At 70.2% G+C, this 24,213-nt stretch carries 21 protein-coding genes, 2 tRNA genes, 3 pseudogenes and 1 riboswitch; of the genes and pseudogenes, 16 read left to right on the forward strand and 10 right to left on the reverse strand.

Annotated elements, in window-relative coordinates:
* Nucleotides 1–30: 30 nt before the first annotated feature.
* Nucleotides 31–2,061 (forward strand): DNA primase, encoded by a 2,031-nt coding sequence (gene dnaG / locus AB5G72_RS06305; RefSeq protein ID WP_363425278.1) that lies wholly within the window; start codon nucleotides 31–33, stop codon nucleotides 2,059–2,061.
* 81 nt (nucleotides 2,062–2,142) lie between these two features.
* Nucleotides 2,143–2,215, forward strand: a tRNA-Asn gene (locus tag AB5G72_RS06310).
* 63 nt (nucleotides 2,216–2,278) lie between these two features.
* On the opposite strand, the pseudogene AB5G72_RS06315 reads toward AB5G72_RS06310, so the two are convergent.
* Nucleotides 2,279–2,353: pseudogene (locus AB5G72_RS06315) on the reverse strand (dihydrofolate reductase family protein); the annotation flags it as partial.
* Here AB5G72_RS06315 and AB5G72_RS06320 point away from each other — a divergent pair.
* Nucleotides 2,328–2,642, forward strand: a pseudogene (locus tag AB5G72_RS06320) (molybdenum cofactor biosynthesis protein MoaE); the annotation flags it as partial. The pseudogenes AB5G72_RS06315 and AB5G72_RS06320 sit on opposite strands and share 26 nt — an antisense overlap.
* Before the next feature lie 5 nt (nucleotides 2,643–2,647).
* Here AB5G72_RS06320 and AB5G72_RS06325 read toward each other — a convergent pair.
* The 3 genes and pseudogenes from AB5G72_RS06325 to AB5G72_RS06335 form a co-directional block, all read right to left on the reverse strand.
* Entirely contained in the window at nucleotides 2,648–4,195 is a 1,548-nt protein-coding gene (locus tag AB5G72_RS06325; protein ID WP_440221258.1) for an HNH endonuclease signature motif containing protein, read from the reverse strand.
* Between the two features lie 108 nt (nucleotides 4,196–4,303).
* Nucleotides 4,304–4,560, reverse strand: a pseudogene (locus AB5G72_RS06330) (dihydrofolate reductase family protein); the annotation flags it as partial.
* Between the two features lie 71 nt (nucleotides 4,561–4,631).
* Nucleotides 4,632–5,054: a nuclear transport factor 2 family protein gene (locus AB5G72_RS06335; RefSeq protein WP_440221259.1), complete on the reverse strand. Its 423-nt coding sequence runs from the start codon at nucleotides 5,052–5,054 to the stop codon at nucleotides 4,632–4,634.
* Between the two features lie 59 nt (nucleotides 5,055–5,113).
* Here AB5G72_RS06335 and AB5G72_RS06340 point away from each other — a divergent pair, with 59 nt between their 5' ends.
* From AB5G72_RS06340 to AB5G72_RS06365, 6 genes are all read left to right on the forward strand, one after another.
* Nucleotides 5,114–6,502: a carboxylesterase/lipase family protein gene (locus tag AB5G72_RS06340; protein WP_440221260.1), complete on the forward strand. Its 1,389-nt coding sequence runs from the start codon at nucleotides 5,114–5,116 to the stop codon at nucleotides 6,500–6,502.
* A gap of 52 nt (nucleotides 6,503–6,554) precedes the next feature.
* Nucleotides 6,555–6,631 (forward strand) — tRNA-Ile (locus AB5G72_RS06345).
* Between the two features lie 99 nt (nucleotides 6,632–6,730).
* Nucleotides 6,731–8,317, forward strand: a complete 1,587-nt coding sequence (locus tag AB5G72_RS06350; protein ID WP_440221261.1) for a cobyric acid synthase — start codon at nucleotides 6,731–6,733, stop codon at nucleotides 8,315–8,317.
* Nucleotides 8,314–9,054: a cobalt-precorrin-6A reductase gene (locus AB5G72_RS06355; RefSeq protein ID WP_440221262.1), complete on the forward strand. Its 741-nt coding sequence runs from the start codon at nucleotides 8,314–8,316 to the stop codon at nucleotides 9,052–9,054. The genes AB5G72_RS06350 and AB5G72_RS06355 overlap by 4 nt, the downstream gene beginning before the upstream one ends.
* Before the next feature lie 39 nt (nucleotides 9,055–9,093).
* Nucleotides 9,094–9,360, forward strand: coding sequence for a type II toxin-antitoxin system Phd/YefM family antitoxin (locus AB5G72_RS06360; protein ID WP_313315498.1), 267 nt, complete (start codon nucleotides 9,094–9,096; stop codon nucleotides 9,358–9,360).
* 8 nt (nucleotides 9,361–9,368) lie between these two features.
* Nucleotides 9,369–9,728, forward strand: coding sequence for a type II toxin-antitoxin system RelE family toxin (locus AB5G72_RS06365; RefSeq protein ID WP_440221263.1), 360 nt, complete (start codon nucleotides 9,369–9,371; stop codon nucleotides 9,726–9,728).
* Here the strand turns inward: AB5G72_RS06365 and AB5G72_RS06370 are convergent.
* From AB5G72_RS06370 to AB5G72_RS06380, 3 genes are read right to left on the reverse strand one after another with little or no spacing between them, the layout of a single operon-like run.
* Nucleotides 9,687–11,222: a cobyrinate a,c-diamide synthase gene (locus AB5G72_RS06370; RefSeq protein ID WP_440221264.1), complete on the reverse strand. Its 1,536-nt coding sequence runs from the start codon at nucleotides 11,220–11,222 to the stop codon at nucleotides 9,687–9,689. The two genes, AB5G72_RS06365 and AB5G72_RS06370, sit on opposite strands and share 42 nt — an antisense overlap.
* A complete protein-coding gene (cobO, locus tag AB5G72_RS06375; protein ID WP_440221265.1) occupies nucleotides 11,216–11,830 on the reverse strand; it encodes a cob(I)yrinic acid a,c-diamide adenosyltransferase in 615 nt (204 codons plus the stop codon). Before cobO ends, AB5G72_RS06370 begins: the two co-directional genes overlap by 7 nt.
* Nucleotides 11,830–14,064 carry a VWA domain-containing protein gene (locus AB5G72_RS06380; protein WP_440221266.1) on the reverse strand — a complete coding sequence of 745 codons (2,235 nt, stop codon included), beginning with the start codon at nucleotides 14,062–14,064 and terminating at the stop codon, nucleotides 11,830–11,832. The genes cobO and AB5G72_RS06380 overlap by 1 nt, the downstream gene beginning before the upstream one ends.
* Nucleotides 14,065–14,086: 22 nt before the next feature.
* A riboswitch (cobalamin riboswitch) is annotated at nucleotides 14,087–14,270 on the reverse strand.
* 75 nt (nucleotides 14,271–14,345) lie between these two features.
* Here AB5G72_RS06380 and cbiE point away from each other — a divergent pair.
* Together cbiE and AB5G72_RS06390 are read left to right on the forward strand one after the other, a co-directional pair.
* Nucleotides 14,346–15,590 carry a precorrin-6y C5,15-methyltransferase (decarboxylating) subunit CbiE gene (cbiE, locus tag AB5G72_RS06385; protein WP_120283022.1) on the forward strand — a complete coding sequence of 415 codons (1,245 nt, stop codon included), beginning with the start codon at nucleotides 14,346–14,348 and terminating at the stop codon, nucleotides 15,588–15,590.
* The gene (locus AB5G72_RS06390; RefSeq protein WP_120283019.1) at nucleotides 15,587–16,345 is read left to right on the forward strand and encodes a cobalt-precorrin-4/precorrin-4 C(11)-methyltransferase; all 759 of its coding nucleotides are present in this window, start codon (nucleotides 15,587–15,589) and stop codon (nucleotides 16,343–16,345) included. Before cbiE ends, AB5G72_RS06390 begins: the two co-directional genes overlap by 4 nt.
* A 356-nt stretch (nucleotides 16,346–16,701) precedes the next feature.
* Here the strand turns inward: AB5G72_RS06390 and AB5G72_RS06395 are convergent, their stop codons facing one another.
* A complete protein-coding gene (locus AB5G72_RS06395; protein WP_120283016.1) occupies nucleotides 16,702–17,301 on the reverse strand; it encodes a cadmium resistance transporter in 600 nt (199 codons plus the stop codon).
* Nucleotides 17,298–17,657 (reverse strand): Cd(II)/Pb(II)-sensing metalloregulatory transcriptional regulator CmtR, encoded by a 360-nt coding sequence (cmtR, locus tag AB5G72_RS06400; RefSeq protein ID WP_440221267.1) that lies wholly within the window; start codon nucleotides 17,655–17,657, stop codon nucleotides 17,298–17,300. Before cmtR ends, AB5G72_RS06395 begins: the two co-directional genes overlap by 4 nt.
* Nucleotides 17,658–17,855: 198 nt before the next feature.
* Here cmtR and AB5G72_RS06405 point away from each other — a divergent pair, with 198 nt between their 5' ends.
* The 5 genes from AB5G72_RS06405 (at nucleotide 17,856) to AB5G72_RS06425 (ending at nucleotide 22,218) form a co-directional block, all read left to right on the forward strand.
* Nucleotides 17,856–18,458 carry a recombinase family protein gene (locus AB5G72_RS06405; RefSeq protein ID WP_119193479.1) on the forward strand — a complete coding sequence of 201 codons (603 nt, stop codon included), beginning with the start codon at nucleotides 17,856–17,858 and terminating at the stop codon, nucleotides 18,456–18,458.
* Between the two features lies 1 nt (nucleotide 18,459).
* The gene (locus AB5G72_RS06410) at nucleotides 18,460–19,845 is read left to right on the forward strand and encodes a Mu transposase C-terminal domain-containing protein (RefSeq protein WP_179526392.1); all 1,386 of its coding nucleotides are present in this window, start codon (nucleotides 18,460–18,462) and stop codon (nucleotides 19,843–19,845) included.
* Nucleotides 19,842–20,654 (forward strand): AAA family ATPase, encoded by an 813-nt coding sequence (locus AB5G72_RS06415; protein ID WP_440221268.1) that lies wholly within the window; start codon nucleotides 19,842–19,844, stop codon nucleotides 20,652–20,654. Before AB5G72_RS06410 ends, AB5G72_RS06415 begins: the two co-directional genes overlap by 4 nt.
* A gap of 102 nt (nucleotides 20,655–20,756) precedes the next feature.
* Nucleotides 20,757–21,095: a hypothetical protein gene (locus AB5G72_RS06420; RefSeq protein WP_179526390.1), complete on the forward strand. Its 339-nt coding sequence runs from the start codon at nucleotides 20,757–20,759 to the stop codon at nucleotides 21,093–21,095.
* Between the two features lie 100 nt (nucleotides 21,096–21,195).
* Entirely contained in the window at nucleotides 21,196–22,218 is a 1,023-nt protein-coding gene (locus tag AB5G72_RS06425; RefSeq protein ID WP_440221269.1) for a hypothetical protein, read from the forward strand.
* Nucleotides 22,219–22,810: 592 nt separating this feature from the next.
* On the opposite strand, the gene merA is transcribed toward AB5G72_RS06425, so the two are convergent.
* Nucleotides 22,811–24,211: a mercury(II) reductase gene (merA, locus tag AB5G72_RS06430; RefSeq protein WP_017838447.1), complete on the reverse strand. Its 1,401-nt coding sequence runs from the start codon at nucleotides 24,209–24,211 to the stop codon at nucleotides 22,811–22,813.
* Nucleotides 24,212–24,213 lie beyond the last annotated feature (2 nt).

Consider the following 24,213-nt stretch of genomic DNA (forward strand, 5'->3'; position numbering starts at 1 on the left):
TCCTCGCCGGAGGCGGCTACTCTGGGCGTCATGGCAGGGCGGATTCCGGAGCAGGACATCGCCGCGATCCGCGAACGCACCCGTATCGAGGAGATCGTCGGCGAGTACGTCGCGCTCAAACCAGGTGGCGCGGACTCGCTCAAGGGGCTGTCCCCGTTCAAGGACGAGAAGACCCCCTCGTTCCACGTGCGTCCGCAGCACGGCTACTTCCACTGCTTCTCGACGGGTGAGGGTGGCGACGTCTTCGCGTTCCTCATGAAGATGGAGCACATCAGCTTCGTCGAGGCGGTGGAGCAGCTGGCCGACCGGCTGGGCTACCGCATCTCCTACGAGGGTGGCGGGCAGGTCATCCAGCGCGATCGCGGCACGCGGTCCCGGCTGGCGCAGGCGAACGCGGCCGCGCAGAAGTTCTACGCCGAGCGGTTGGCGCAGGACCCGGAGGCGGAGACGGCGCGCACCTTCCTCACCGACCGCGGGTTTGACATGGCCCAGGCCCAGCACTTCGGCTGTGGGTACGCGCCCGCCGGCTGGGACACCATGAGCAAGCACCTCATGCGCCAGGGGTTCGAGCCCAAGGAGCTGGAGGCGGCCGGGCTGTCCAAGACGAGCTCGCGCGGCACCCTCATCGACCGTTTCCACCGCCGGTTGCTGTGGCCCATCCGCAATCTCGGCGGCGAGGTGATCGGGTTCGGCGCGCGCAAGCTGTTCGAGGACGACACGCTGGGCAAGTACATGAACACCCCCGAGACGATGCTCTACAAGAAGTCGCAGGTGCTGTTCGGTCTGGACCTGTCCAAGCGGGAGATCGCCTCGCAGCGCCGCGCGGTGGTGGTCGAGGGGTACACCGACGTCATGGCCATGCACGCGGCCGGCGTCACGACCGCGGTCGCCGCGTGTGGCACCGCGTTCGGCGAGGACCACCTGTCGACGCTGCGGCGCCTGATGTTGGACGACAACTACTTCCGCGGCGAGATCATCTACACGTTCGACGGCGACGAAGCCGGCAAGAAGGCCGCGCTCCGGGCGTTCTCGGGGGACCAGCAGTTCTCCGGCCGGACGTTCGTGGCGGTGGCCCCGCCGGGGACGGATCCGTGCGACCTGCGTCAGAACAAGGGCGACGCGGCGGTGCGGGATCTCGTGTCCGCGCGGGTGCCGATGTTCGAGTTCGCGATCCGCTCGATGCTGGAGGACTACGACCTCGACCACGCCGAGGGGCGCGTGGAGGCCCTGCGGCGCACGGTGCCGGTGGTGGCCGACATCCGCGATTCGACGCTGCGTGACGAGTACGCCCGCCAGCTCGCCGGCTGGGTCGGTTGGGACGACCCGGCGACGGTGGTGCGTCGCGTCCGCGAGGAGGCGCGCAAGAAGGGCCGCGCGCGGTCGGCAGGGTCGGGTCCCGGGTTGCGCAAGCGTGCCCCCGGTGGACCGGGCGGGGGAGCCCGACCGGGGTGGGACGCCGCCGAGCGTGGGGGCGGCGCGGGTCGTGGCCGTGGGGGATACGACGACGACGAGGTCGGCGGCCGCGAAGCTCCGCAGACACCGGAGGTGCCGTCGGGCGTTCCCATCCCCGCCGCGGCGGACCCGGTGCTGTGGCCCCAGCGGGAGGCCGTGAAGGCGGCCCTGCAGTACCCGGGCCTGGCGGGTCCGCTCTTCGACTCGCTGCCGGAGGAGTGCTACACCCACCCCGCCTATGCCACGATCGCGCAGGCGCTGTCGAAGGCCGGGGGGTGCGCGGCCGGCAAGAGCGGCGCGAACTGGGTCTCCGAGGTCTCCGAGGGGCTGGGCGACGACGGGCTGCGCCGACTGGTCGGGAGCCTCGCGGTGGAGACGCTGCGCGTGTCCGAGGAGGCGTTGCCCCGCTACATCTCCGGTGTCCTGGCGCGTCTGCAGGAGGTGTGGGTCTCGGGTCAGATCGCGGACCTCAAGTCCAAGGTGCAGCGGATGAGCCCCGCGGAGGATCCCGAGGGCTACTCGGCGTTGTTCGGTGATCTGGTGGCTCTGGAGGAGTACCGGCGCGGCCTGTTGAACCAGGCGGTCGGCGCGACTCCGGACATCGCCTGACCAGCCGATTTGGTTCGTCGGCCTGCGGCGCACTAAGGTGGGTTCTCGGTATCCGGCATCACCGCCGGGCGCCAGCAGTGATCCCCCATAGCTCAATTGGCAGAGCATTCGACTGTTAATCGAAGGGTTATTGGTTCGAGTCCAATTGGGGGAGCTCAGCAACCAGGTCAGTGGCTTCCGAGCCCTGACCTGGTCTGCATTTCAGGGTGGTCAGCCGGGTGGGCCGGTAGATCAGCTCCTGGATCCGGCCGTCGAGGGTGCGGCTCTCGAGCAGTTCGAGGTCATACTCCGCTCACCCCACGGCCCGGGACACTCTCGCCCGGCTCTGCGACGAGGTCGCGGTCGAGCACACCTCGGCGGCCGATTCCGGGCGCACGGTCCGCGTCTCCGCCGTCCACCGCGTGGGCGTGCTGCCGGTGGGCGAGGTCGCGGTGGTGGTGGTCGCTGTGGCTCCGCATCGGGCCGAGGCGTTCGCGGCGTGTTCGGAGCTCATCGAGCGTCTCAAGCACGGGGTGCCCATCTGGAAGCGGCAGCGCTTCACCGACGGCGTCTCCGAATGGGTGGGCGTCGGCGACTGCTGAGTTGGTCAGGCCGGCCGTCTGCGGGGTCGGTACCTGTCCTGACCCGGCGGATTGATGAGTGTGCCGTCGTCGGCGACGATGCGGTCGGCGAAGGCGTTCCACTCGCGTTCCCAGATGGCGTCACGGGCACGGGCCAAGGGGCCCTTGGGTCTGGTGCGGTGTTCGTGTCCGGTGTCGGTGATGATGACGAGTTCACCCAACGGCCCGGACCGGTAGGCATTGGTTCCGAACGTCTTCTCCCGGTGGTGTTTGCGGCACAGGCAGACGAGGTTCCACTCGGTGGTCGGCCCGCCGAGCTCGGGGTCCTTCGTGTTGAACGCGATCACATGGTCCACGTCGCAGGCCTCGGCGGGAACCGAGCACCCGGGGTGGCGGCAGGTGCCGTCGCGCATGCGGATTCGCTCGGCCATCGCGGGGGTGATCACGTACCGCAGGGCGTGTTCCGGGGAGTCGAGCACGCCGGGGGCGGGGTCGATGAGCTCGAACCGCACGCTCGCGTCGTCGCCCTCGAGCAGTTCCGTGCAGAGCCATTCGACGCTGCTGTAGGTGCCGTGGACGAACTCGACACGGTTGGGCAGGCCCCGGGCCGCGGAGGCGATCACGCTGATGCGGATCGGCTGACCGGCCCGCGCGGCGTTGCCCAGCGTGGGCCGGGGGAGGTCCGCCCCGAGCCTGATGTCGCCGAGTGCGATGCCGTCGTGCTCGGACGCAGGGGCCGGGTCGGAGCCGGAGCCTGAGCCGGGGCCGGGGCTGGTCGTGGACGGGTCACCAGCAGGCGGATAGACGGCGAGCGCGGCGAGGGCGTCGGCGCGGAGCTGATCCAGGGAACCGTCCAGTCCGTCCGCCGAGGCGGCCGACGCATCGGTCTCGATGCGACGACGAAGGAGCTCGGCATCGGCGGCGGTGAGCCTGGCCCACATCGTGGCCATGCCGTTCCGGTCGCCGCGGAAACGGACCGAGCGGGTGGCGGCCGCCGCTGCGGCGGCGTCCTGCGCGGCAGCCGGGTCGTGTCGCTCCACGGCGTCATCGATCGCCGAGTCCACCGCGTTGCGGGTCGGCCGGTCGCCACCGTCGAGATCGCCTGTGAAGCGCGCGACCACCTCGTCCTCCACGGCCGACACGATCGCGTCCGGCACCTCCGCCAGGCGACACGCGATATCGACCGCCAATTGCTCGGGCAGTAGCCCGCGGTCGACCGTGGATCGCAGACGGGGCAGCCGCCGGTGGATCTGCGTCCCGGCCGTCACCAACCGCGCGGCGTGCCAGCACGTGAGCTGGCACGCCGCCACGAGGTGATCGCGGGCCCTGGCCTGCGGATCCAGCCGGGCGTACGCGGGTCGGCGCGAACCGGCGCCGGCCTCGTCGGCCTCCTCCGCCTGTGCCTGGGCGGACCGGGCGAACTGGTCGACCAGGACATGCGCCGCCTCCAGCCGTGTGGCCCCGGCACGGTTCTGCGCCAGCGTCGCGGCACGGGCCGCCTCGCTGACGGCCTCCATGTCGACCATGCCGAGGGGCTCGGGTACGGCGAACAGCGAACTCGTCGTCGTCACCATTCCACCCCCTCCGCCACCGACATCGAACCTACATTCGACAATACCCGCACCGTCTCACTAGTACAAGGGTTCGATCATCTTCGATCACTCATCCCAACCGGGTACCGACCCACTGCGCCAGGGAAACACCGTCACCTGCACCGGTCGACCAGACCGGCGGCCATCAGCGCCCGGTTCATCGACAAGCTGCCGTGCGAGCGCAACGACACGTCGGATTGCTGCTTCAAGCGAGCGACCACCTCGACGGCGTCTCCGCTGACGATGGCCGCGTCCGGCCAGTCGAGGGGACCATCCAGCGTCGTTGACACCACCGTGGTCAGCAGCGTGGTCATCTGGGTGACCCAGGGGTCGAACACGCCGGAATCGTCAGTAGCCGCCCCAATCACCGTTGTCGTTGTACGACCCGAAGCCGCCTCCCATGGGAGGCAGTCGGCGATCAGCCCGGTTGGAGTGTCCGGAAATCGCCTCGGTCGAAGCTGATGTGGAACCTCCTCGAGTCGATCCGCCAGCCGTCCGGCGTCCGGGTCCACAGGTCCGAGTACTCGCCGAAGCACTCGTAGGACAGATCGGACTGGCCCCCGGCGCCGAGGTGGAGGACCCGCGCATACGTGAGGCTCCGCGCCCGGTCCTCGTCTCCGTGGAAGGCGAGCTGCACCCGATGGTTGCCCAGCAGATGCTGGGACGGTCCGCAGCCCCCGAGGTGCTCCCTGACCCTCTCGACGATCGCCTGCCGACCGGTCGCGCCGTACCCGGTCGCGGACTCGGTGAACAGCTCGCCCAGCCCGTCCCAGTCACGTGAGTCCAACGCTGAGGCCACGTCGGCCAGACGCTCGATGATCAGGTCCCTATCACTTGTCATCTCCTCTTGGTAGCAGGGATCGCCGGGGGATCTCAGCTGTCGCCGCTAATCTGGCCGCCATGACCGACGTCGAGATCGCGCTGTCCACCGGCCGCGTCAAGGGCACCGATCTGGGGGATGTGGTCCGCTACTACGGCATCCCCTACGCCGAGGACCCCGTCGGCGACCTGCGGTTCGCCGCCCCGATCCGCCGCGAACCGTGGCCGGGCGTCCGTGACGCGACCCGGCCAGCCGCCACCGCGCAGCGGCTGCGCTTCGACCCCGACCCGGCGATCCCCGAGCCGATCGTCGCCGGCACGGACATCCTGCACGTCGACGTGTGGGCTCCCACCGAGGGCGCGGGCCACCCGGTGCTGGTGTGGATCCACGGCGGCGGGTGGGAGTCCGGGTCGTCGCACCAGCCCTGGTTCGTCGGGACCGCCTTCGCGCGCGCCGGGATCGTCGTGGTCTCGGTGGGCTACCGCCTGGGCGTCGAGGGGTTCACCGCGTTCCCCGACGCCCCGGACAACCGCGGGGTGCGGGATTGGATCATGGCCCTGGAGTGGGTCCGCGACGAGATCGCGGCGTTCGGCGGCGACCCCGGGCAGGTCACGGTGTCGGGTCAGTCGGCGGGCGGCGGGGCGGTGCTCTGCCTGCTCGCCTCGCCGTTGGCGGCCGGCCTGTTCCACCGGGGGATCGCCTCGTCGCCGGCGGTCCTGCGGTCCCCGGCCGCTCAGGCCCCCAAGGGTACGACTGCGGCGGGACTGGCTGCCGGCGGTCGGGGCGCCGTCGACGAATTCCACCGGCGCCTGCGCAAGGACAATCCGTTCCTCATGCCGTTCCGGCCGACGGTCGGCGACGACACCGTCCCGGTCCCGCCCCTGGAGGGCATCGGGAGCGGTCCCGGGCTCGACCTGCCACTGCTCATCGGCTCCACGGCCATGGAGTTCGAGGGGGTCGTCCGGGCCCTGCCCGGGGCCGCGTTGGTGCCGGGTGCCGCGATGATCCTGCGGTCCCAGGAGCTGCCCACCACCGGACTGTGCGCGCTGGCCAGACAATCGGCGGGCAAGTCGCTGCGCCGGGCGGTGGGGGCGGTGGTCGACGCCGCGACCATCCACTCGACCGTCGTGCGGGCGGCCGAGACCCGGGTGGCCGCCGGCGCGCCCACCTGGGTGTACGACTTCCGCTGGGCCGAGGGCCGCGGCGCCGTCCACTGCGCGGACCTACCGTTCTTCTGGTCGGTCCCGGAAGCCGCGAACGTGCGGGCCTACCTCGGAGCGGATGCGCCGCCGGATCTCGTCGACGCGATGCACCGGTCGTGGGTCGACTTCGTCCGCTCCGGGGACCCGGGGTCCCCGCCCTATGCGCCCCCCGGGAGGCGCGTGCAGGTGTGGGATGACCCTCCCGCTGTCGTCGAGGACGGACTGGCCGACGTCCGCGCGGTCTGGTGGCCCGCCGGAGGCTCCTGACGCCTTGCTACGATTGCGCCGCGCGTGCCGGTGACGTTCCCGGCGCGTGCTGGGGGCTATAGCTCAGTTGGTTAGAGCCGCGGACTCATAATCCGCTGGTCGCGGGTTCGAGCCCCGCTGGCCCCACCACTGCTCGACCCGCCACTACTCTGCGACGCCACCTCGGACGTGAGTCGGCCAGTCGGCCCGGTCAGGCGGGTCCGGAACGCCCGACTAGGATCGATCTCCATGGTCGCCTCCCTGCTCGTCGCCGGTACGACCTCCGATTCCGGGAAGAGCGTCGTGACCACCGCGCTGTGTCGGGCGTTCGCCCGCCGCGGCATCGACGTGGCCCCGTTCAAGGCCCAGAACATGTCCAACAACTCGATGGTGGTCGCCGCCCCTCGCCGCACAGGTCCGCACGGCACAGGCCCGGACGGGACAGGCCCGGACGGCACCGCCGAGATCGGGCGCGCGCAGTGGATCCAGGCCCTGGCTGCGGGCGTGGCCCCGGAGCCCGCCATGAACCCGGTGCTCCTCAAGCCCGGCGGGGACCGGCGAAGCCACGTGGTGGTGATGGGACAGCCGGCCGGGTCGGTGTCCTCGCGGGACTTCGTGGACGGACGGGCCCACCTGGCCGAGGCCGCGTACGCCGCCTACTCCGACCTCGCCTCCCGCCACGAGCTCGTCATCTGCGAGGGCGCCGGCAGTCCCACCGAGATCAACCTGCGCTCCAGCGACTACGTCAACATGGGGCTGGCCCGGCACGCGGACATGCCGGTCGTCGTGGTGGGGGACATCGACCGCGGCGGGGTCTTCGCCGCCCTCTACGGCACGGTCGCCCTGCTCGAGCCCGCCGATCAGCGGCTGGTCGCGGGGTTCGTCATCAACAAGTTCCGCGGCGACCCCACGCTCCTGGCCCCGGGGTTGCGGCAGATCGAGGACCTCACCGGCCGGCCGGTCCACGGGGTGCTGCCCTGGAATCCCGACCTCTGGCTGGACTCGGAGGACGCCCTCGCGGTGGGTCCCCGCGCCGCCGACGCCGCCGCCACCCTGCGGGTGGCCGTGATCCGTCTGCCGCGCATCAGCAACTTCACCGACGTCGACGCCCTCGGCCTGGAGGCGGACGTCGATCTGGAGTACGTCACGGAGCCCCGCGACCTCGCGGGGGCGGACCTAGTCGTCGTCCCCGGGACCCGCGCCACCCTCGACGACCTCGCCTGGCTCCGCGCCCGGGGCCTCGACCGGGCGCTCACCTCCCACGTCGAGCGCGGCGGCGCGGTGCTGGGGATCTGCGGCGGCTTCCAGATGCTCGGCGGGGAGATCTCCGACCCGGACGGCATCGAGGGCGAGCCCGGCGCGCGGGTGACCGGCCTCGGACTGCTTCCCACCACCACTCGCTTCGGCGCCGAGAAGGTCCTGCGACTGCCGACCGGACGCGCGCTGGGTCAGGACGTGGGCGGGTATGAGATCCACCACGGCAGGGTGAGCGTCGGCGGCGGGGCCGAGCGGGTCGACGACGACGAGGAGTTCCCCGGCGGAGCCCGGCGGGGCCGCGTGTTCGGCACCATGTGGCACGGAACCCTCGAATCGGACGGCTTCCGGTCGGCGCTGCTGGCCGAGGTCGTCGGCGGCTCCGGCGGCGTGGGGGAGGGCTCCGGCGGCGCGGGTCGTGTGCGTCCGGCCTCCGGGGTGAGTTTCGCGCGGGCCCGCGAGGCGCGGCTCGACCTGCTGGCCGATCTCGCCGAGGAGCACCTCGACCTGGATGCGCTGCTCGAGCTGGCCCGCTCGGGTGCTCCGGAACTGCCGCTGCTGCCGCCGGGGGCGGACCGATGAGCGTGCTGATCCTCGGCGGCACCGCCGAGGCCCGCGACCTCGCCGTCCTGCTGCAGGAGGGCGGCCTGCGGTTCTCCTCGTCTCTGGCGGGCCGGGTCGCGCGGCCGCGGTTGCCGGTGGGGGAGGTGCGCGTCGGCGGGTTCGGCGGCATCGACGGGCTCCGGCGGCACCTCACGGAGGCCGGCGTGGCCGCGGTCGTGGACGCCACCCACCCCTTCGCCGCCGGCATCTCGGCCAATGCCGCCGCAGCCTGCGCCGCCGCGGAGGTCCCGCTGCTGCGCCTCGAGCGACCGGGGTGGGCCGCCGCCCCCGGTGCGGACGGCTGGCACTGGGTAGACGACCACGACGAGGCCGCCGCTACCGCGTCCCGCGTGGGCCGGCGGCCGTTCCTCACGATCGGCCGGCAGTCGCTGGACAGGTTCGTCGGCCCGCTCGCCGAGCACCACGCGCTGGTCAGGGTGGTGGACCCGCCCGAGGTGGGGCTGCCCGCGTCGTGGCGACTGCTGCTGAACCGCGGCCCCTACTCGGTGGAGGGTGAGCGCGAACTCTTCGCCGACCACGGCGTGGACGTGCTGGTCACCAAGGACTCGGGCGGCGGTCACACGTGGTCGAAGATGGCCGTGGCCGACGAGCTCGGCGTACCGGTTGTGGTGGTGCGGCGGCCCGGGTCCGCGCCGGGCGTTCCGGTGGTGGACGGGGCGGCTGCCGCGGCGGAGTGGGCTCGCAGCCTGGATTGAGGATGTCGCCCACGCGCAGAGCGTGCCACAATTGTGTACATGTCTACCGAGCCGCTCCGTGATGTCCGGGCCAACTTCAGCGACGTGGTCGACCGTGTCTCCAAGCACCACGAGCGCGTCACCGTGACCAAGAACGGACGCCCGGTGGCCGTAGTCATGAGCCCGGACGATCTCGCCGCTCTCGAGGAGACCCTCGATGTCCTCTCCGACCCGTCAGCGTTGGCGGATATCCGGGAGGCCGATGCGGCGAGGGCGCGCGGAGAGGTCGTGCGCGGCGTCGATGCCGTCCGGGCCCTCCGCCCGTAGGCCGCGCGGTGGAAGGCTACGGGCTCGTCGTCGCCCCACCCGCGGCTCGGGCGATCCAGCGGGGCCTTCCGGAGAACATCGCCGCGGCGGTTGTCGAATTCCTCACCGGACCACTGATCGCGAACCCGCGGCGAGTGGGCAAGGAACTGCGGAGGGAGCTGAGCGGCGTGTACTCCGCCCGTCGCGGGACCTATCGCATCCTGTATCGGATCGACGACGACGCCAGAGAGGTCCTCGTTCTCAGGAACGAGCACAGACGGGATGTGTATCGGCGAGCGCGGTCTGAGCGGCTGGTGTCGTCGGATAGCGCGCTCGTCGTCGCGGAGTCAGACCAACTCGGCGGCCGTGCCCATTCCGCGGTCCGCTAACCGGGCGAACTGCCGAGCCTGCGCCGCGAACCGGGCCGCCAGCGCCGGATGCCCCGCCCAGTGCGTGTGCAGGTAGGACGCGTGGACCGACCCGTGGACGAAGCCCTCCGGTCCGGCGATGCTGGTCCAGGCGGGAGCCGCTCCCGGTCCGCCCGTGCTGGGTACGCCCGCGTGAGAGCCCGCCGCGCCCGCCGCGCCGGCGGGCGGGTTGACGGCCGTGCGGTGGAACTCGTGGCCGGTGACCTCGGTGCCGGCGGTCGCCAGGACGCTGTCGGCGACCGCGGTCGACCGGCGGTAGGCCAGCGTGAGCCGCGGGGCCATGGCCGCGTCGGCGTCAACAGCATCGACCATGGGGACACCGTCGAGGGTGCGACAGAGGTAGAGCAGGCCCGCGCACTCGGCGACGGTCGGCGTCCCGGCGGCCGTCGCCGCGCGCAGCGCCCGCAGCATCGGCTCGTTGGCGGCGAGGTCCGCGGCGTGGACCTCCGGGAACCCGCCCCCGAGGTAGATCCCCCCGGCGGTGTCGGGCAGTGCCTCGTCGGACAGCGGGTCGAACGGCACGACCGAGCAGCCGGCCGCCTCGAGCAGCTCGACCGTCTCGGCGTAGCGGAAGGTGAAGGCCCGGCCACCGGCCACGGCGATGAGGGGGCGCACCTCGTCGTCGTCGACCCCAAGCGCCCGGCCATCCCCCGGGGCGCCACGGCAGGCGCCCCCATGACCAGTGCCGACGCCCTCCAGCGCCGCGCGCGCCGACCACGCCCCGCCCGCCAGCGGCGGCGCCTCACGCGCGATCCGCATGACGGCCTCCAGGTCGATCGACGCGGCCACCTTCCCGGCCAGGTGGTCGAGCGAGCGCGCGGCCTCCGGGCGTTCGGCGGCGGGGACCAGGCCGAGGTGTCGGGAGGGGGCGGTGACGTCGTCGTCGCGCTGGAGGACGCCCAACACCGGGATGCCGAGTGGGGCGAGCGCGCGGCGGACCTCATCGGAGTGGCGGACGGAGCCGGCCTTGTTGAGCACCACCCCGGCGATGCGCACGGCCGGGTCGTAGGAGGCCATCCCCAGCACCACCGCGGCGATGCTGCGCGAGGCGTGGGAGATGTCCACGACCAGCACGACGGGGGCCCCGGTGAGCGCGGCGACGTGGGCCGTGGAGGCGAACCCGTCGCCGCCGATGTGCCCGTCGTACAGGCCCATGACGCCCTCGATCACCGCGACGTCGGCGGGCCGCCCCCCGGGCCGGTTGACCGCCCCCGCGCCGTGCAGCAGCAGCGGCACGATCCGCTCCGCGCTCACCAGGTGCGGGTCGAGGTTGCGGCCTGGCCGCCCGGTGGCCAGGGCGTGGTACCCGGGGTCGATGTAGTCGGGGCCCACCTTGTGCCCCGAGACCTCCAGCCCGGTGCGGCGCAGCGCGGCCATGAGGCCGGTCGCGACGGTGGTCTTGCCGTGCCCCGACGCCGGCGCGGCCACCACGATCCGCGGGAGGTCGGTCACCATTCGATGCCCCGCTGACCCTTCTGCCCGGCGTCCATCGGGTGCTTGACCTTGGTCATCTCGGTGACCAGGTCCGCGACCTCGAGCAGCCGGGGGTCGGCATCGCGGCCGGTGATCACCACGTGTTGCCGGCCGGGGCGGCTGGCGAGGGTGGCGACCACGTCGTCGACATCCACCCAGCCCCATTTCATGGGATAGGTGAACTCGTCGAGCAGGTAGAGGTCGTGCCGCTCGTCGGCCAGGCGGCGTTTGATCTCGGCCCATCCTTCGGCGGCGTCGGCGGCGTGGTCGTCCTCGGTGCCGTCCTTGCGCGACCACGACCACCCCGAGCCCATCTTGTGCCACTCGACGGGCCCGCCCTCGCCGGTCTCGGCGTGCAGGCGGGCGAGGTGTTCCATGACGGTCTGCTCGCCGATGCGCCACTTGGCGGACTTGACGAACTGGAACACCCCGATGTCCCAGCCCTGGTTCCAGGCGCGCATCGCCAGGCCGAACGCGGCGGTGGACTTCCCCTTGCCGGGCCCGGTGTGGACCATGACCAGCGGCCGGTTGCGGCGTTGCCGGGTGCTGAGCCCGTCGTCGGGCACGATCTCCGGCTGTCCCTTGGGCATCAGGCCACCTCGTTCCGGGGGTCGACGCCCCGGGGGCGCGCGGTGCGGGCGCGGGCTGTGTGAACGCCGACCGTGTCGGTGAGTCCCTCGGCGGTGACCTCGCCCAGTGGCACGTGCTCAGCGCCCAGGTGCCCGGCGAGCTCGGAGGCCAGGCCCATCCGGAAGCGGCCGGTCTCGCAGTCCACCACCACCGAGGCCACGCCGAGGGAGGCCAGCCCGGTCGCCGCGGTGCGGGACCGGGCGAGGGCGTCCGGGCCGTGGGTGGCGCGGCCGTCGGTGACGACGACGAGGAGGGCCCGCCGCCGCGGATCGCGGACGCCTTCGATGCGCAGGACCTCGGCGGCGGTGAGCAGTCCCTCGGCCAGTGGGGTCCGGCCGCCCGCCGGGAGTTCCGCGAGGCGGGTGGCCGCGATGTCGACCGACGAGGTGGGCGGCAGGGTCACGTGGGCCGCGGACCCGCGGAAGGTCACCAGTCCCACCTTGTCGCGGCGGCGGTAGGCGTCCAGCAGTAGGGAGAGGATCGCGGTCTTGACCTGCTCCATCCGGGTGCGGGCGGCCATAGAGCCGGAGGCGTCCACGCAGAACAGCACGAGGTTGGACTCGCGGCCCTCGCGCACCGCCGAGCGCAGGTCCTCGGCGGCCAGCCGGAGTCGACCGCCGTTGCGGCCGGCCTCGCGACCCCGGGCGGACTGCTGCGGCGCGGCGGAGCGGATCGTGGCGGGCAGGTGCAGGTCGGCCCCGGTGAACGCGCCCGCGCCGATGCGGCGGCCAGTGCTGGTGATGGCCCTCGACCGGCGGCCGGCCGCGCCCTGGCCGGTACCGGCGACGGCGAGCAGGCGGGTGCGGTACGGCGCCGCGGCCGCGTTGACTGTGCCCGGCTCGGGCGGGATGGGCCCGGGTGCGTCGGACCGCGAGCCGTCGCCGGGGGTGTCCTCCGCGGCGTGTCCGCCGGGCAGCTCGTCGGCTCGGCTGTCGGCGTCGTCGTCCGAGTGGCCGTCCGCCTGGTCGGTGCCCGCGGTGCCGGAGGCGTCGGCAGCGTCGGGGCTGTCCTCGGTCTGCTCGGTCTGCTCGGGTGCGTGCTCGTGCCCGGCGTCCTCGGCCGAGGCCCGCGCCGGGGCGGACTCGGCATCCGAGGTGTCTGCCGACGCGGACTCGTCTGCGGACTCCGACTGTTCGGCGTCCTCGGCCGGCGCGGTCTCGTCCCGGGGGTCGGGATCGGGCTCGTCGTCGTCGCCCAGGAGCCGTTCCAACAGGTCCTCGTCGAGGCCCGGCGCATCGAACGGGGCACGACGGCGGCGGTGGGGCAGCGCCATGCGCGCGGCGACGCGGATGTCCTCGCGGGTGATCCGGGTCCGGCCCTGCCATGCGGCATGGGCGGCGGCGGTGCGGGCGGTGACGATGTCGGCGCGCATGCCGTCCACGTCGAAGCCCGCACACACCCGGGCGATGGTGGACAGCGCCCAGGGGGTCAGTCTCACCCGGTCGAGTACGCGCCGCGCGGCGGCGATCCGCTCGCGCACTGCGGCCTCGTCGGCGGCGTGGGCGGCGACGAATCCCGCCGGGTCGGCCTCGAACGCGATCCGGCGGCGCACCACCTCGGCGCGCGGCTCCGGGTCCCGGGGCGCGGCCACCTCCACGGTGAGGCCGAAGCGGTCCAGGAGCTGGGGCCGGAGCTCACCCTCCTCGGGGTTCATGGTGCCGATCAGCACGAAGCGCGCGGCGTGCTCCACCGAGATGCCGTCGCGCTCCACGGTCACCCGGCCCATCGCGGCGGCGTCGAGCAGAAGGTCCACCACGTGGTCGTGGAGCAGGTTGACCTCGTCCACGTAGAGCAGTCCGCGGTGTGCGCGGGCGAGTAGGCCCGGTTGGAACACGGTCACGCCATCGGCGAGCGCACTCTCCAGGTGTAGTGATCCGGTGATGCGGTCCTCGGACACCCCGATCGGCAGCTCGACCAGGCGGACCGGCCGCCGCTCGGTGGGCGCGTCGTGGGGGATACGCCCGTCCGGGGTCTCGGAACCGCGGTCGTCAGGTGCGGAGGAGAAGCGGTCGCCGGTGACGACCTCGACCTCCGGCAGGATCCCGGTGAGGGCGCGGACCATCGTGGACTTGGCCGTGCCCTTCTCGCCGCGGATCAGCACGCCGCCGACCGCCGGGGACACCGCGGTCAGGGTCAGGGCCAGCGCCATGTCGTCGGAACCGACGACAGCGCTGAAGGGGTAGTGCAGTGGCATGGGGGCTCCCGCTCTCGTCTGCCAGGCTGGTCAGCGCGAGGCCGGTCTCCGGACTTCCCGGCTCATCTCGGATGTGCGCGCGGGGCGCGATCGCCTGAGAGGCCGGGTTACCGTAGCGGGCCCTGTGCCGGATTCTCACCGGCTTCCCTGATTCTCCCCTCCGCCCGCTCTCGCGGTCGTGGGGCACCTCGTGCTGTGGGGTCTGTTCGGTTGTGTGGTGCCGAGGCTAGCCCAACGGCCTGTCCCGGGGCGCCTCAGGTGTCGCGGTAGGGTTCCGCGTCATGAATGCACGGGTGGTGGTCGTCGGCATCGGCGGCGACGGGTGGGCGGGGCTCGACGAGGCCCGCCGTCGCGCCATCATGGGCGCCGATGTGGTGCTCGGCGGCGAGCGTCATCTGGCGATGATTCCGGGCGAGGTGACGGCCGAACGCGTGCCGTGGCCGCGGCCGCTGCGGGACGGGTTGCCGGAGCTGCTCCAGCGGTGGGTCGGGCGGTCGATCGTGGCCCTGGCCTCGGGCGATCCGCTGGTCGCCGGGATCGGCACCACCCTGATCGAGCTGCTCGGCGCGGACGCGGTGGAGGTGCTCCCGGCGGTGTCCTCGGTCGCGCTGGCCCGCGCCAGGATGCGGTGGCCGGCCGAGTCCGTGGCGGTGCTGCGCGACCACCGCGCGCTGCCCCGTGAGCTGGCGCCGGGGCGGCGGGTGCTGGTGCTCTCGGCGGATCGGAACACGCCGGGAGAGGTCGCCGCGACGCTCCGGGGCGCCGGATACGGGGGGAGCGAGATGACCGTGCTCGCCGATCTGGGGAGTCCGACCGAGGCCCGGTTTTCCCGCGCGGCGCGCGACTGGGCTGTCGATCACGAGGCCCCCGCCCTGCACGTCCTGGCGGTTGAGTGCGTGGCCGACGCGTCCGCCCGACCGCTCGGACTGGTGCCGGGCCTGCCCGACGACGCCTTCGAGAACGACGGCCAGCTCACCCGCCGCGACCTGCGGGCTTCCGCCCTGTCGCGGCTCGCACCGATGGCCGGTGATTTGCTGTGGGACGTGGGCGCCGGCGCCGGGTCGGTGGGCATCGAGTGGATGCGCGCCCACCCGTCATGTCGGGCGATCGCGGTGGAGGCCGATCCCGAGCGGGCGGCGCGTGTCGCGCGCAACGCCGTGCGGCTGGGGGTGCCGTCGTTGGAGGTCGTCCACGGACGGGCGCCCCAGGCTCTGGACGGTCTGCCGCGGCCGGACGCGGTGTTCATCGGTGGAGGCGGCACTGCTCCTGGCCTGCTGAGACAGTGCTGGGACGCACTTCGTCCCGGCGGACGGCTGGTCGCGCATGCGGTGACTCTGGAGACCGAGCGCGTGGTGGTCGACGCCCGCGCCGAGTTCGGCGGGGAGCTGACCAGGATCCAGGTCGAGCACGCGGACTCGATCGGCCGGTTCGCCGGCTGGGCCCCCGCCCGTGCGGTGGTGCAGTGGGCGGCCGTGAAGCCATTCGTCGCTGCGGCTGATACTTCGGAAACAGGGGAGAGCTCGTGACCGTTCACTTCGTAGGAGCCGGCCCCGGCGCCGCTGATCTGCTGACGCTGCGCGCGGCTGCGTCCCTGCGCGAGGCCGACGTCTGCCTGTACGCGGGGACGTACCTCGACGACGGTGTGCTCGACCACTGCCGACCCGAGGCCCGGCTGGTGGACACCCAGCATCTGGACCTCGACGGGATCATCGGCGAGATCGTCGCCGCTCACGCCGATGGGCTCGAGGTGGTTCGGCTGTGTTCGGGTGACCCGTCGCTGTACTCGGCTCTCGCCGAGCAAACTCGCCGGCTCGACTCGGCTGGCGTGCCGTGGGACGTCGTTCCTGGTGTTCCGGCCTATGCGGCGGCCGCCGCCGAGCTGGGGGTGGAGCTCACGGTTCCCGAGGTGGTGCAGTCGGTGGTGCTCACCCGCGTTCAGGCTCGGTCGACGGCGATGCCGTCGACGGAGTCACTGGAGAACTTCGCCGCCACCGGCGCCACGCTGGTGCTGCACCTGGCGATCACCCGGATCCGTGAGCTGGCCGAGCGTCTGGTGCCCACGCACGGTGCCGACTGCCCGGTGGCGGTGGTGGCCAACGCGAGCCGCTCGCACCGCGTGGAGCTGCGCGGCACTCTCGCTGACATCGCGGCAGCGGTGGAGGCGGCTGGCCTGCGCCAGGCAGCGGTGATCCTCGTGGGACCGGCGCTGGTGCGGCCGGGCGAAGCGGAATCGTGGTTGTACGCGTCGAGCCCGGAGCGAGAGTCGAAGCGGCGGGGCTGAACGGATAGGCCGAAGGCAGCGGGCAACAGACAGTGTCCTCCGGCCGCCAGGAAGCCCGAACCGACGCAACGGTATCGGCGAAGGGCCGCGTGGCTCGCCAGGAACGCCAGCTGCGAGACCCGTGAGGATCGGAGAGGCTTCAGCTGCGCTCGCCAGCATCGAGGCGTAGTCACGTCCCCTGTGGGGTACACCCTTACGACACGGTCGAGGATTGGGCATTGATGTGGACTTGATCGCTTTGTGGCGGTCTTCTGTGGTTACTTCTTGGCGGCGACGTACCAATCGGGCGTTCTGGCCGGAAGAATTAGAGCGAGTCGGCGGCTCACGGGTGCGTGGTGGGGTTTGCGTCGGTTCTGTCAGAGTCCGAATGCTCCGCCGCTGATCAGGATGAAGGCGCCCAGGCCGATCAGGACAGTCGGGAACAGGATATGTTCCCAGCGCTCTAGTGCTTCGGCGATCGGTCGGCGGGTGGCGACGAACTTGGCCAGGCCCACCAGTCCCGCCACCAGCACCAGGAACACGATGCAGTAGGCAACTACGGCTCCCGTGCCCACGTTGAGAAAGACGGGGACGTAGACGCCGATGTTGTCGCCGCCGTTGGCGAACGTTACGCCGGCCACGGTCCACACGGCGACGTTCTTGCCCTCGATCTTTGCGTCGTCGTCGTCATCATCGTCCCCGCGCCAGGCCTGCCACGCGGCCCGCAGTCCCAAGCCAAGTGGGATCAGCCCGAAGTAAGGGATGGCCCCCGGGGGCAGGAAGGCTCCCGCGCCCAGGGAGACGAGCACAGCGACGCCGAGGATGCCGACGAAGCCAAGATACTGGCCGGCCAGAATGCGTGCGGTGGTTCCGCGTTGGCCTGCTCCGCGGGCGAAAAACAGCGACAGGACGATGATGTCGTCGATATTGGTGGCAATGAACAGGCCGATCGCCTGCAGGGCCGAGGACAGGATCACGCCTGCACCTCCGTGGCGTGACAACCCGGCACTGAGCAGTCGGGCTCCAAGCATGGGGCGTTTTCGTTGACCGCGAGGGTGACCTCGACCAAGGAGGATAGCGACCGCGCCAAGTGCGGGTCTGCGATCTCGTACCGGGTCTGGCGGCCTTCGGGCCCTGCGACAACGATCCCGCAGTCGCGCAGGCATGCCAGATGGTTCGACACGTTCGACCGTGTCAGCTCCAAATCGCGGGCCAGCTCCGCCGGGTAGGCCGGCTGCTGCAGCAAGGTCAGCAATATCCGGGACCGCGTCGGGTCGGCCATCGCCCGCCCTAACCGGTTCATCACATCCACACGCGAAACAATAGTCAGCACTTGCTGAACTATACAGCGTCTGCTGAACTGTTGTGACAACGCCTTAAAAACCTAAAGGTTAATGAGACATCAGGTGGGACCCGATAGCTCGAGACCGTTTCATGGGCCGATGGGCGCCTGTCGCGTCTCGTGAAGTCGTCTCAATGCAAAGTGTCGCAGGGTGGTGCTCGGTAGGGGTTTGTGAGTCATAATCGAGTCATGAGGCTCTTGGGGTACACCCGCGTGAGCACCGCGAGTCAGGACGCGCAATTGCAGTTGGACGCACTCGTGGATTCCGGAGTGCAGAAGCGGGACGTGTTTGCGGATGTGACCTCGGGGAGCCGGACCGCGATTGAACGCCCGGGGATGAAGCGGCTGTTGGACTACGTCGAGTCCGGTGACACGGTCGTGGTGTGGCGCATTGATCGGCTCGGCCGATCCCTGATCGATGTCCTCAACATCGTGAACCTGCTTCGGGACAAGGGCGTGAAGATCCGGTCGCTCTCGGACGGCATCGACCCGGAGACCACTTCCGGTCGGCTGATGCTGGGCATGCTCGCGACTCTGGCCGAGTACGAGCGCGAGTTGATCACCGAGCGAGTCAACGCCGGCATCGCTGCGGCGAAGCAGAGCGGCACCCGCTTTGGCCGGCCACCTGTTGACCCGGCGGTGATTGCGGAGAAACTCGACATCGCCCGAGACGCCCGAGCCAAGGGCCGCACCGCCGAAGAGGCCGCCCGGCTGGTTGGGTGGTCTCGCGCCACGCTGTACCGACACCAGCAAGCTGCCCGCCATCGCGACATGGCCTCCCAACAGGTGTGACATGGACGGGCCGCAGCGGTGGCGCATACTCCGACTTCACGTCGAGGACGGCATCTCGCTGACGACCCTGGCCCGCGATACCGGTACCGGGCTGCGCACTCTGCAACGCTGGCACCAGCTCTACAAGACCGGCGGCATCGCGGCGTTAGAGTCGCGACCACGACGCGATGCTGGGTCCCGGCGCACCCCGACGGAATTGGTTGCGTTCCTCGAGCGCCTTGCGCTTACCCGCCCCCGCCCTGGGATCGCCACCCTGCACCGCCTTGTCGCGGCGGAGGCGGGGCGCTTGGAGTTAGCGGCGCCCAGCTATGCCACGGTCCGGGCCATCGTCCACACTCTGGACCCTGGCATGGTGACGCTGGCCCTGGAGGGGCCAGCTTCCTATCGGGACCGCCACGAACTGGTGTTCCGCCATCGCGCCGAACGCCCGAATGCGACGTGGCAAGCCGATCACACCGAACTCGACATCCTCATCACCGGCGCCAGCGGCACCCCCGAGCGACCCTGGCTGACGGTGGTGATGGACGACTACTCGCGCGCTGCCTGCGGGTACATGGTCTTCACTGGGTCGCCATCGGCGATGAACACTGCATTGGCACTCCGGCAGGCGATCTGGCGCAAGACCGACCCGGCCTGGTCGATGTGCGGATTACCCGACGTCCTCTACGTAGATCACGGTAGCGACTTCACCAGCCGCCACCTCGAGTACACCGCGATATCGCTAAAGATCCGCCTCATCTTTTCCACCGTCGGGCGCCCGCAAGGCCGAGGCAAGATCGAACGGTTCTTCGGCACAGTCAACACCGAGCTCCTGGCTGCCCTGCCCGGACACCTCGCACTAGGGGCAAAGGCACCGGAACCATCTCTGGATCTACTTGCGCTTGATCAAGCGATCGGCGGTTTCATCGCCACCTACAACGAGCGGACCCACCGGGAGATCGGCACGAGCCCGAAGAAAGCGTGGATCGGTGACGGGTGGATGCCACGCATGCCCGAATCCCTCGATGAACTCGACGGATTGCTGTTGACGGTGCCCAAACACCGCACAATGCAACGCGACGGCATCCACTTCCAAGGCCGGCGCTACCTCGCACCAACACTGGCGCCCTTCGTTGGCCGCCCGCTGACGATCCGCTACGACCCGCGCGACATCTCCGAGGTCCGCGTCTACGACCATGACACCTTCCTCTGCGTCGCCATCGACGAAGCGCACCCGAACCAACGGGCAAGCCTGCAAGAAGTTGAGGCTGCACGCCGAGCCCGCCGGCGCCAACTGCGCAAAGACATCAACGACCGCGTCCCACGAGTCGCCGCCCGAACCGAACCGCGCACGACTGCGCCGAGCGCTCGCCGGTCAAAACTGCGCACGTACGAAGAGGACGAATGATGGCTCCAAACTTCATCGTCACCAAAGAGCACCGCAGGTTCGCCGAGTTCGCCAGTGCGGTACGCAAAGAACACACGATCGGCATCTGCCACGGCGACGCCGGCGTCGGCAAGACTCAGTCAGCACGCCGATACGCCCACTGGGACACCATCGAACCGTTCATCACTGAATGGGGACCGCGAAGCGACGATGACGCAAAATACTTCGCCACCGCGAACCGCTCCCGCACGGTGTTCTATACCCCCGAAGTCATCTGCAGACCCAAGATCCTCATGCACGAGATCGACCACCTACAGACCAGAATCGGCATCTGCATCGACGAACACCAGCGCAGCATCGGCAAGGCCACCAACTCCCGAACGTTCAAAGTCAGCAGCTGGGTCGAGCTGCTCATCATCGACGAAGCGGAACGACTCACCGCAACAGCTCTGGAACTACTCCGCGACGAACATGATCGCCGCCACCTGGCAATCATCCTCGTCGGAATGCCAGGCATCGACCAACGCTTCCGCCACTATCCCCAGCTCTACAGCCGCCTCGGCTTCTCACACCGCTACCGAGCACTTGGCAAAGACGAACTCCTCTTCGTCCTCGATCGTCACTGGAAACGCCTCGGCCGCACTCTCGACCCCGACGACTTCACCGACGCCCAAGCCATCGCCGCCATCGAACGAATCACCCGCGGGAACTTCCGACTCCTGGAACGCCTCTTCCCTCAAATCACGCGCGTTCTCAGAATCAACCAACTCGAGACCATCACCGACGACGTCATCGAGGCAGCGGCCAGCATCCTCGTCATTGGCAACTGACTCCAACGACAATCTTCCGACAGGTTCATTCAAACCGTCCCGCACCCAACGAACTGGGACGGTCACCGCGGCACTTGCCTAGCAGGGGCTACCTTCGGATTGATGGAGAAAGAAGACCGGAACGTTTTGATTAGCTCCGGGCTGTCAGTCTTGATGGCTCCGGTAGCGGCGGGCGTGGTGGCTTGGGTGTGGAAGTTCCCGATCGTCATGGTGGGCATCAGCGGCGGCACGGTTGATGATGCGGTCTCCGCGGCGTTCTCGATGTTGCTGTTCATGACGGTGTTCTCGTTCTTTATTGGCATTGTGGTGATCGGCCTGGCGGGAGCCGGGGCGGGTGTCCTAGTGCGACGTGGGGCCGTGTTGGACGCTGTTGCCGCTGGTCTCGCCGTGGGCGTGCTGGCGGCACTGGTGGTCGGATTCGCAGGGGTGCTCCTCGACTGAGTCACTGCGCTCGGGTTCCGTGCTCGGAGAGCCGTCGCGGCGGTCTAACCCCCGTTCCCGTCGCTGACAAGTCCCAGCCCGTGCGGGATACTCTCGGCTGATGCGTGTCTCGACGGATGGAACCTTCCACGGGCTGCGTGCGTCGCACCTGTGTCGTGCGGCGTGCCGGGTTCCCGTAGACCCGGGTCCGTTCAACCGCCGCCTTCTCGCGCTCCACCCGGTCATCAATTACCGGCCTTACATCACCGCCTCCCCTGACGTGTTCCCTCCCGGTCATCCGGGGTACGACCAGGGGGTGGCGGCAGATCTGCAGATTCCGCAGGCTTTGCGCAACGAGATCGAAGACTGGATCGACCAGTTTAAGACTCACTTCCGTCACCTCGGTGACCGTCCGGTTGATCAGCCCGTGTGGACGAACGGCTTCGACGAGATGGACTGGCTCGACCGCGGCCACGCCCTGGCCGAGCGCCTCGGTCAGCACTTTCCGGAGCATTTTGTGTTCTGCTGCGCGGAACAGTATGTGGTGTGCGAGCTCGCCGCCGATCAGCTGGGCTACGTCTGCGCAGTGACCGGTCAGTTTAGACGTGAGCACGGCTGGCGGATGCCCGGCAATGAGCCCGATCCGGATGTGCCGGGGACGCTAAAGCTAATGCCTGAGTACGGGGTCGAGTGGGGCCTGTGGGACGGGTGGCTGCCGTACCACCAGCCCCCTCGGCTCCGCACAGGTCCGGGTCCCGGGGGTTTTCCGACCCCGCGCAGCCTCGGGCTCACCTCGCAGCTCGAGGACCGGCTCCGGCAGTGGAACGAGGAGTGGCACCGTGGCTTCCTCGGCTACGGACGAGATGACGATGGGGCCAGCGCCGATCTCGGCCTGCCAAATGGAGGCTTCGCCTTGCCGGAGTGGGCCGACGATGTGGACCCGGTGGCCTGGTACCGCGAGGGCCACGCGATCGCCGCAAGCCTTGCCGATCAACTCCCGGGGGTCACGGTGCGACTCAGAGCGATCCGATATGTGTGCGCGCCGCGTTTCCTTCACCTCACTAAGGTCTTCGGTGACGACGAGTTCTTCACGCCACTATCGAGGCGACGTTCGACTATGGCTACCGCGACAGGCTATAATTGACCTTACGGCGGCAGCTATGGCTGCCGGGACGCCTAGAGCTACCACGACAGCGAGCCAGGCCCGATACATAGCTGCCACTATTATGGCTGGAGCTAGAATAATCGCGCAGAATACTAGCGCAGTGGTCAGTGCTGTTATCCGCACTGCACTTGGTCGGATGGCAGCTGCTGTCAGTGTGAACCACGACATTCCAACAATGGCAAGCTGTGTAACGTCGAGAAGGCCGAGCTCGGAGTCTCCGACGTCGACTAATGTTGGAAGAACCGTTTGAAGGGTTGCCATAGCGATGGCGAACGCGGCTAACGCCAGCGTGAGTACTCCAAGGGGTGAGCGCTTCGGGGCGCTAGCACGGGAGTGTTCCACCAACCTCATGTCGTGATTGTGTCCCACAGATCCCAAGTAGTTGTCTTCCACAGACCCCTTCCGGCGCGATGACTCTCCGAGGCGCAGGCCACGGCAGTCGGCCCGCGAACCGGCTGCGGGTTGGCTCGTCCCATCGGCGTTGCATAAGACTGTAGGTTTTTAAGGCACATTCACGGCGCCAGGCGGGCCGCCGCGGGAGCCCTCGTCCACCCCGCTGGGGCCGCGGGTTTCAGGCGCAGCATGACGTCGGCATCTGGTTTCGGAAGAGGCCGGCCACGATGCGCAGGCTTTCGCTCATGGTCAGGTACGGCGCCCAGGTGTCGGCCAGATCGTCGACGGTCATGCCGCTTTTGATGGCGTAGGTGGCCGCCAGCATGATCTCCCCGGCCCCGTCCGCCAGAGCGTGCACGCCCAGAACCTTGCCGCTCACGGCGTCGGCGACGAGCTTCACCGCCCCGCGGGTGTCGTGCTGGACGAGCGCCCGGGGGACATCGGACAGGTCCAGGACGCGGCAGTCGCACGCGTGCCCTCGGGTGAGGGCCTCGTCCTCGGTCAACCCCGCCGAGGCCAGCTGGGGCCGGGTGAACACGACCGCAGGAAAGCCGGCGTAGTCGACCCGAGCTGCCGGCGGGTACCTGTCCTCGGTCAGGGCGTTGAGCGCGGCGGCCCGACCGCCGGCGGCGGCGGCGTAGACGTACTGGGGAGCCCCCGAGACGTCACCGGCGGCCCAGACGCGCGGGTTGGAGGTGCGCTGGGTCTGGTCGACCACGACGAAGCCGCGCTCGTCCACGTCCACACCGGCAGCGGCCAGGTTCAGGCCGTCGGTGCGGGGCAGGCGTCCGGTGGCCACCAGGACCTGCGCGCCGCGCACCTGTTCGCCCGAGTCCGTGGTCACCACCACCTCTCCTGCGGGGCCTGGTTCGCGGGCCACAGTGGTCGCGCGCTCTTCGACCACGGTGATGCCGTCGTCGGTGAAGACTTCCCGAAGTCTCTGGGCCAGCTCCGGCTCGGCGTGCGGCGCCAGACGCCCGACCACAGAGACCCGGGTGCCGAGGTGAGCGAACAGCTGGGCCTGCTCCATCCCGACGTACCCGCCACCGATAACGACCAGGGACTCAGGCAGCTCGGTCAGCTGCATCGCGGTGGTGGACGTCAGCCGGTCCACAGAGTCGAGACCGACCACCTCCGGGATGGCGGGGGTGGCACCGGTGGCGACCAGATAGGCCCGGGCCCGCAGCGCCTGGCCGTCGACGGCCAGGGTGTCCCCGTCCAGGAAGCTGGCCTGGCCTGGGCGGACCTGGAAGCCGTAGGCAGCGGCCACATCGGCGTACTTCGCATCACGCAGGCGCTCGATGAGTGCGTCCTTCTGGGCCACCAGATCGCCGAGGTTCACCGGTGCGGCTGACGTTGGGGCACCTTTGAAGGGATTGGTGAGCGCGGCGTGCCGGGCCCCGGCGGCCGCCAGGAGCGTCTTGGACGGCACGCAGCCGATGTTCACGCACGTCCCGCCCAGAACACCGCGCTCAACCAGCACGACGCTCTTACCGGCCTGGCTGGCCGCGATGGCGGCGGACATCGCCGCGCCTCCTGAGCCGATCACGGCCAGATCGACGTCGTAGTCCACACCCATTT

The organism is Dietzia sp. MNB45 (genome assembly GCF_051994785.1).
In the GTDB taxonomy this organism is placed as follows: Bacteria; Actinomycetota; Actinomycetes; order Mycobacteriales; family Mycobacteriaceae; genus Dietzia; species Dietzia kunjamensis.

Bases quoted from the DNA above. Each gene is read 5' to 3' on its own strand.
- dnaG (WP_363425278.1), top strand. From the start codon at position 31: ATGGCAGGGCGGATTCCGGAGCAGGACATCGCCGCGATCCGCGAACGC.
- AB5G72_RS06325 (WP_440221258.1), bottom strand. From the start codon at position 4,195: ATGGTGACGACGACGAGTTCGCTGTTCGCCGTACCCGAGCCCCTCGGC.
- AB5G72_RS06335 (WP_440221259.1), bottom strand. From the start codon at position 5,054: ATGACAAGTGATAGGGACCTGATCATCGAGCGTCTGGCCGACGTGGCC.
- AB5G72_RS06340 (WP_440221260.1), top strand. From the start codon at position 5,114: ATGACCGACGTCGAGATCGCGCTGTCCACCGGCCGCGTCAAGGGCACC.
- AB5G72_RS06350 (WP_440221261.1), top strand. From the start codon at position 6,731: ATGGTCGCCTCCCTGCTCGTCGCCGGTACGACCTCCGATTCCGGGAAG.
- AB5G72_RS06355 (WP_440221262.1), top strand. From the start codon at position 8,314: ATGAGCGTGCTGATCCTCGGCGGCACCGCCGAGGCCCGCGACCTCGCC.
- AB5G72_RS06360 (WP_313315498.1), top strand. From the start codon at position 9,094: ATGTCTACCGAGCCGCTCCGTGATGTCCGGGCCAACTTCAGCGACGTG.
- AB5G72_RS06370 (WP_440221264.1), bottom strand. From the start codon at position 11,222: ATGGTGACCGACCTCCCGCGGATCGTGGTGGCCGCGCCGGCGTCGGGG.
- cobO (WP_440221265.1), bottom strand. From the start codon at position 11,830: ATGCCCAAGGGACAGCCGGAGATCGTGCCCGACGACGGGCTCAGCACC.
- AB5G72_RS06380 (WP_440221266.1), bottom strand. From the start codon at position 14,064: ATGCCACTGCACTACCCCTTCAGCGCTGTCGTCGGTTCCGACGACATG.
- cbiE (WP_120283022.1), top strand. From the start codon at position 14,346: ATGAATGCACGGGTGGTGGTCGTCGGCATCGGCGGCGACGGGTGGGCG.
- AB5G72_RS06405 (WP_119193479.1), top strand. From the start codon at position 17,856: ATGAGGCTCTTGGGGTACACCCGCGTGAGCACCGCGAGTCAGGACGCG.
- AB5G72_RS06410 (WP_179526392.1), top strand. From the start codon at position 18,460: ATGGACGGGCCGCAGCGGTGGCGCATACTCCGACTTCACGTCGAGGAC.
- AB5G72_RS06415 (WP_440221268.1), top strand. From the start codon at position 19,842: ATGATGGCTCCAAACTTCATCGTCACCAAAGAGCACCGCAGGTTCGCC.
- AB5G72_RS06420 (WP_179526390.1), top strand. From the start codon at position 20,757: ATGGAGAAAGAAGACCGGAACGTTTTGATTAGCTCCGGGCTGTCAGTC.
- AB5G72_RS06425 (WP_440221269.1), top strand. From the start codon at position 21,196: ATGCGTGTCTCGACGGATGGAACCTTCCACGGGCTGCGTGCGTCGCAC.
- merA (WP_017838447.1), bottom strand. From the start codon at position 24,211: ATGGGTGTGGACTACGACGTCGATCTGGCCGTGATCGGCTCAGGAGGC.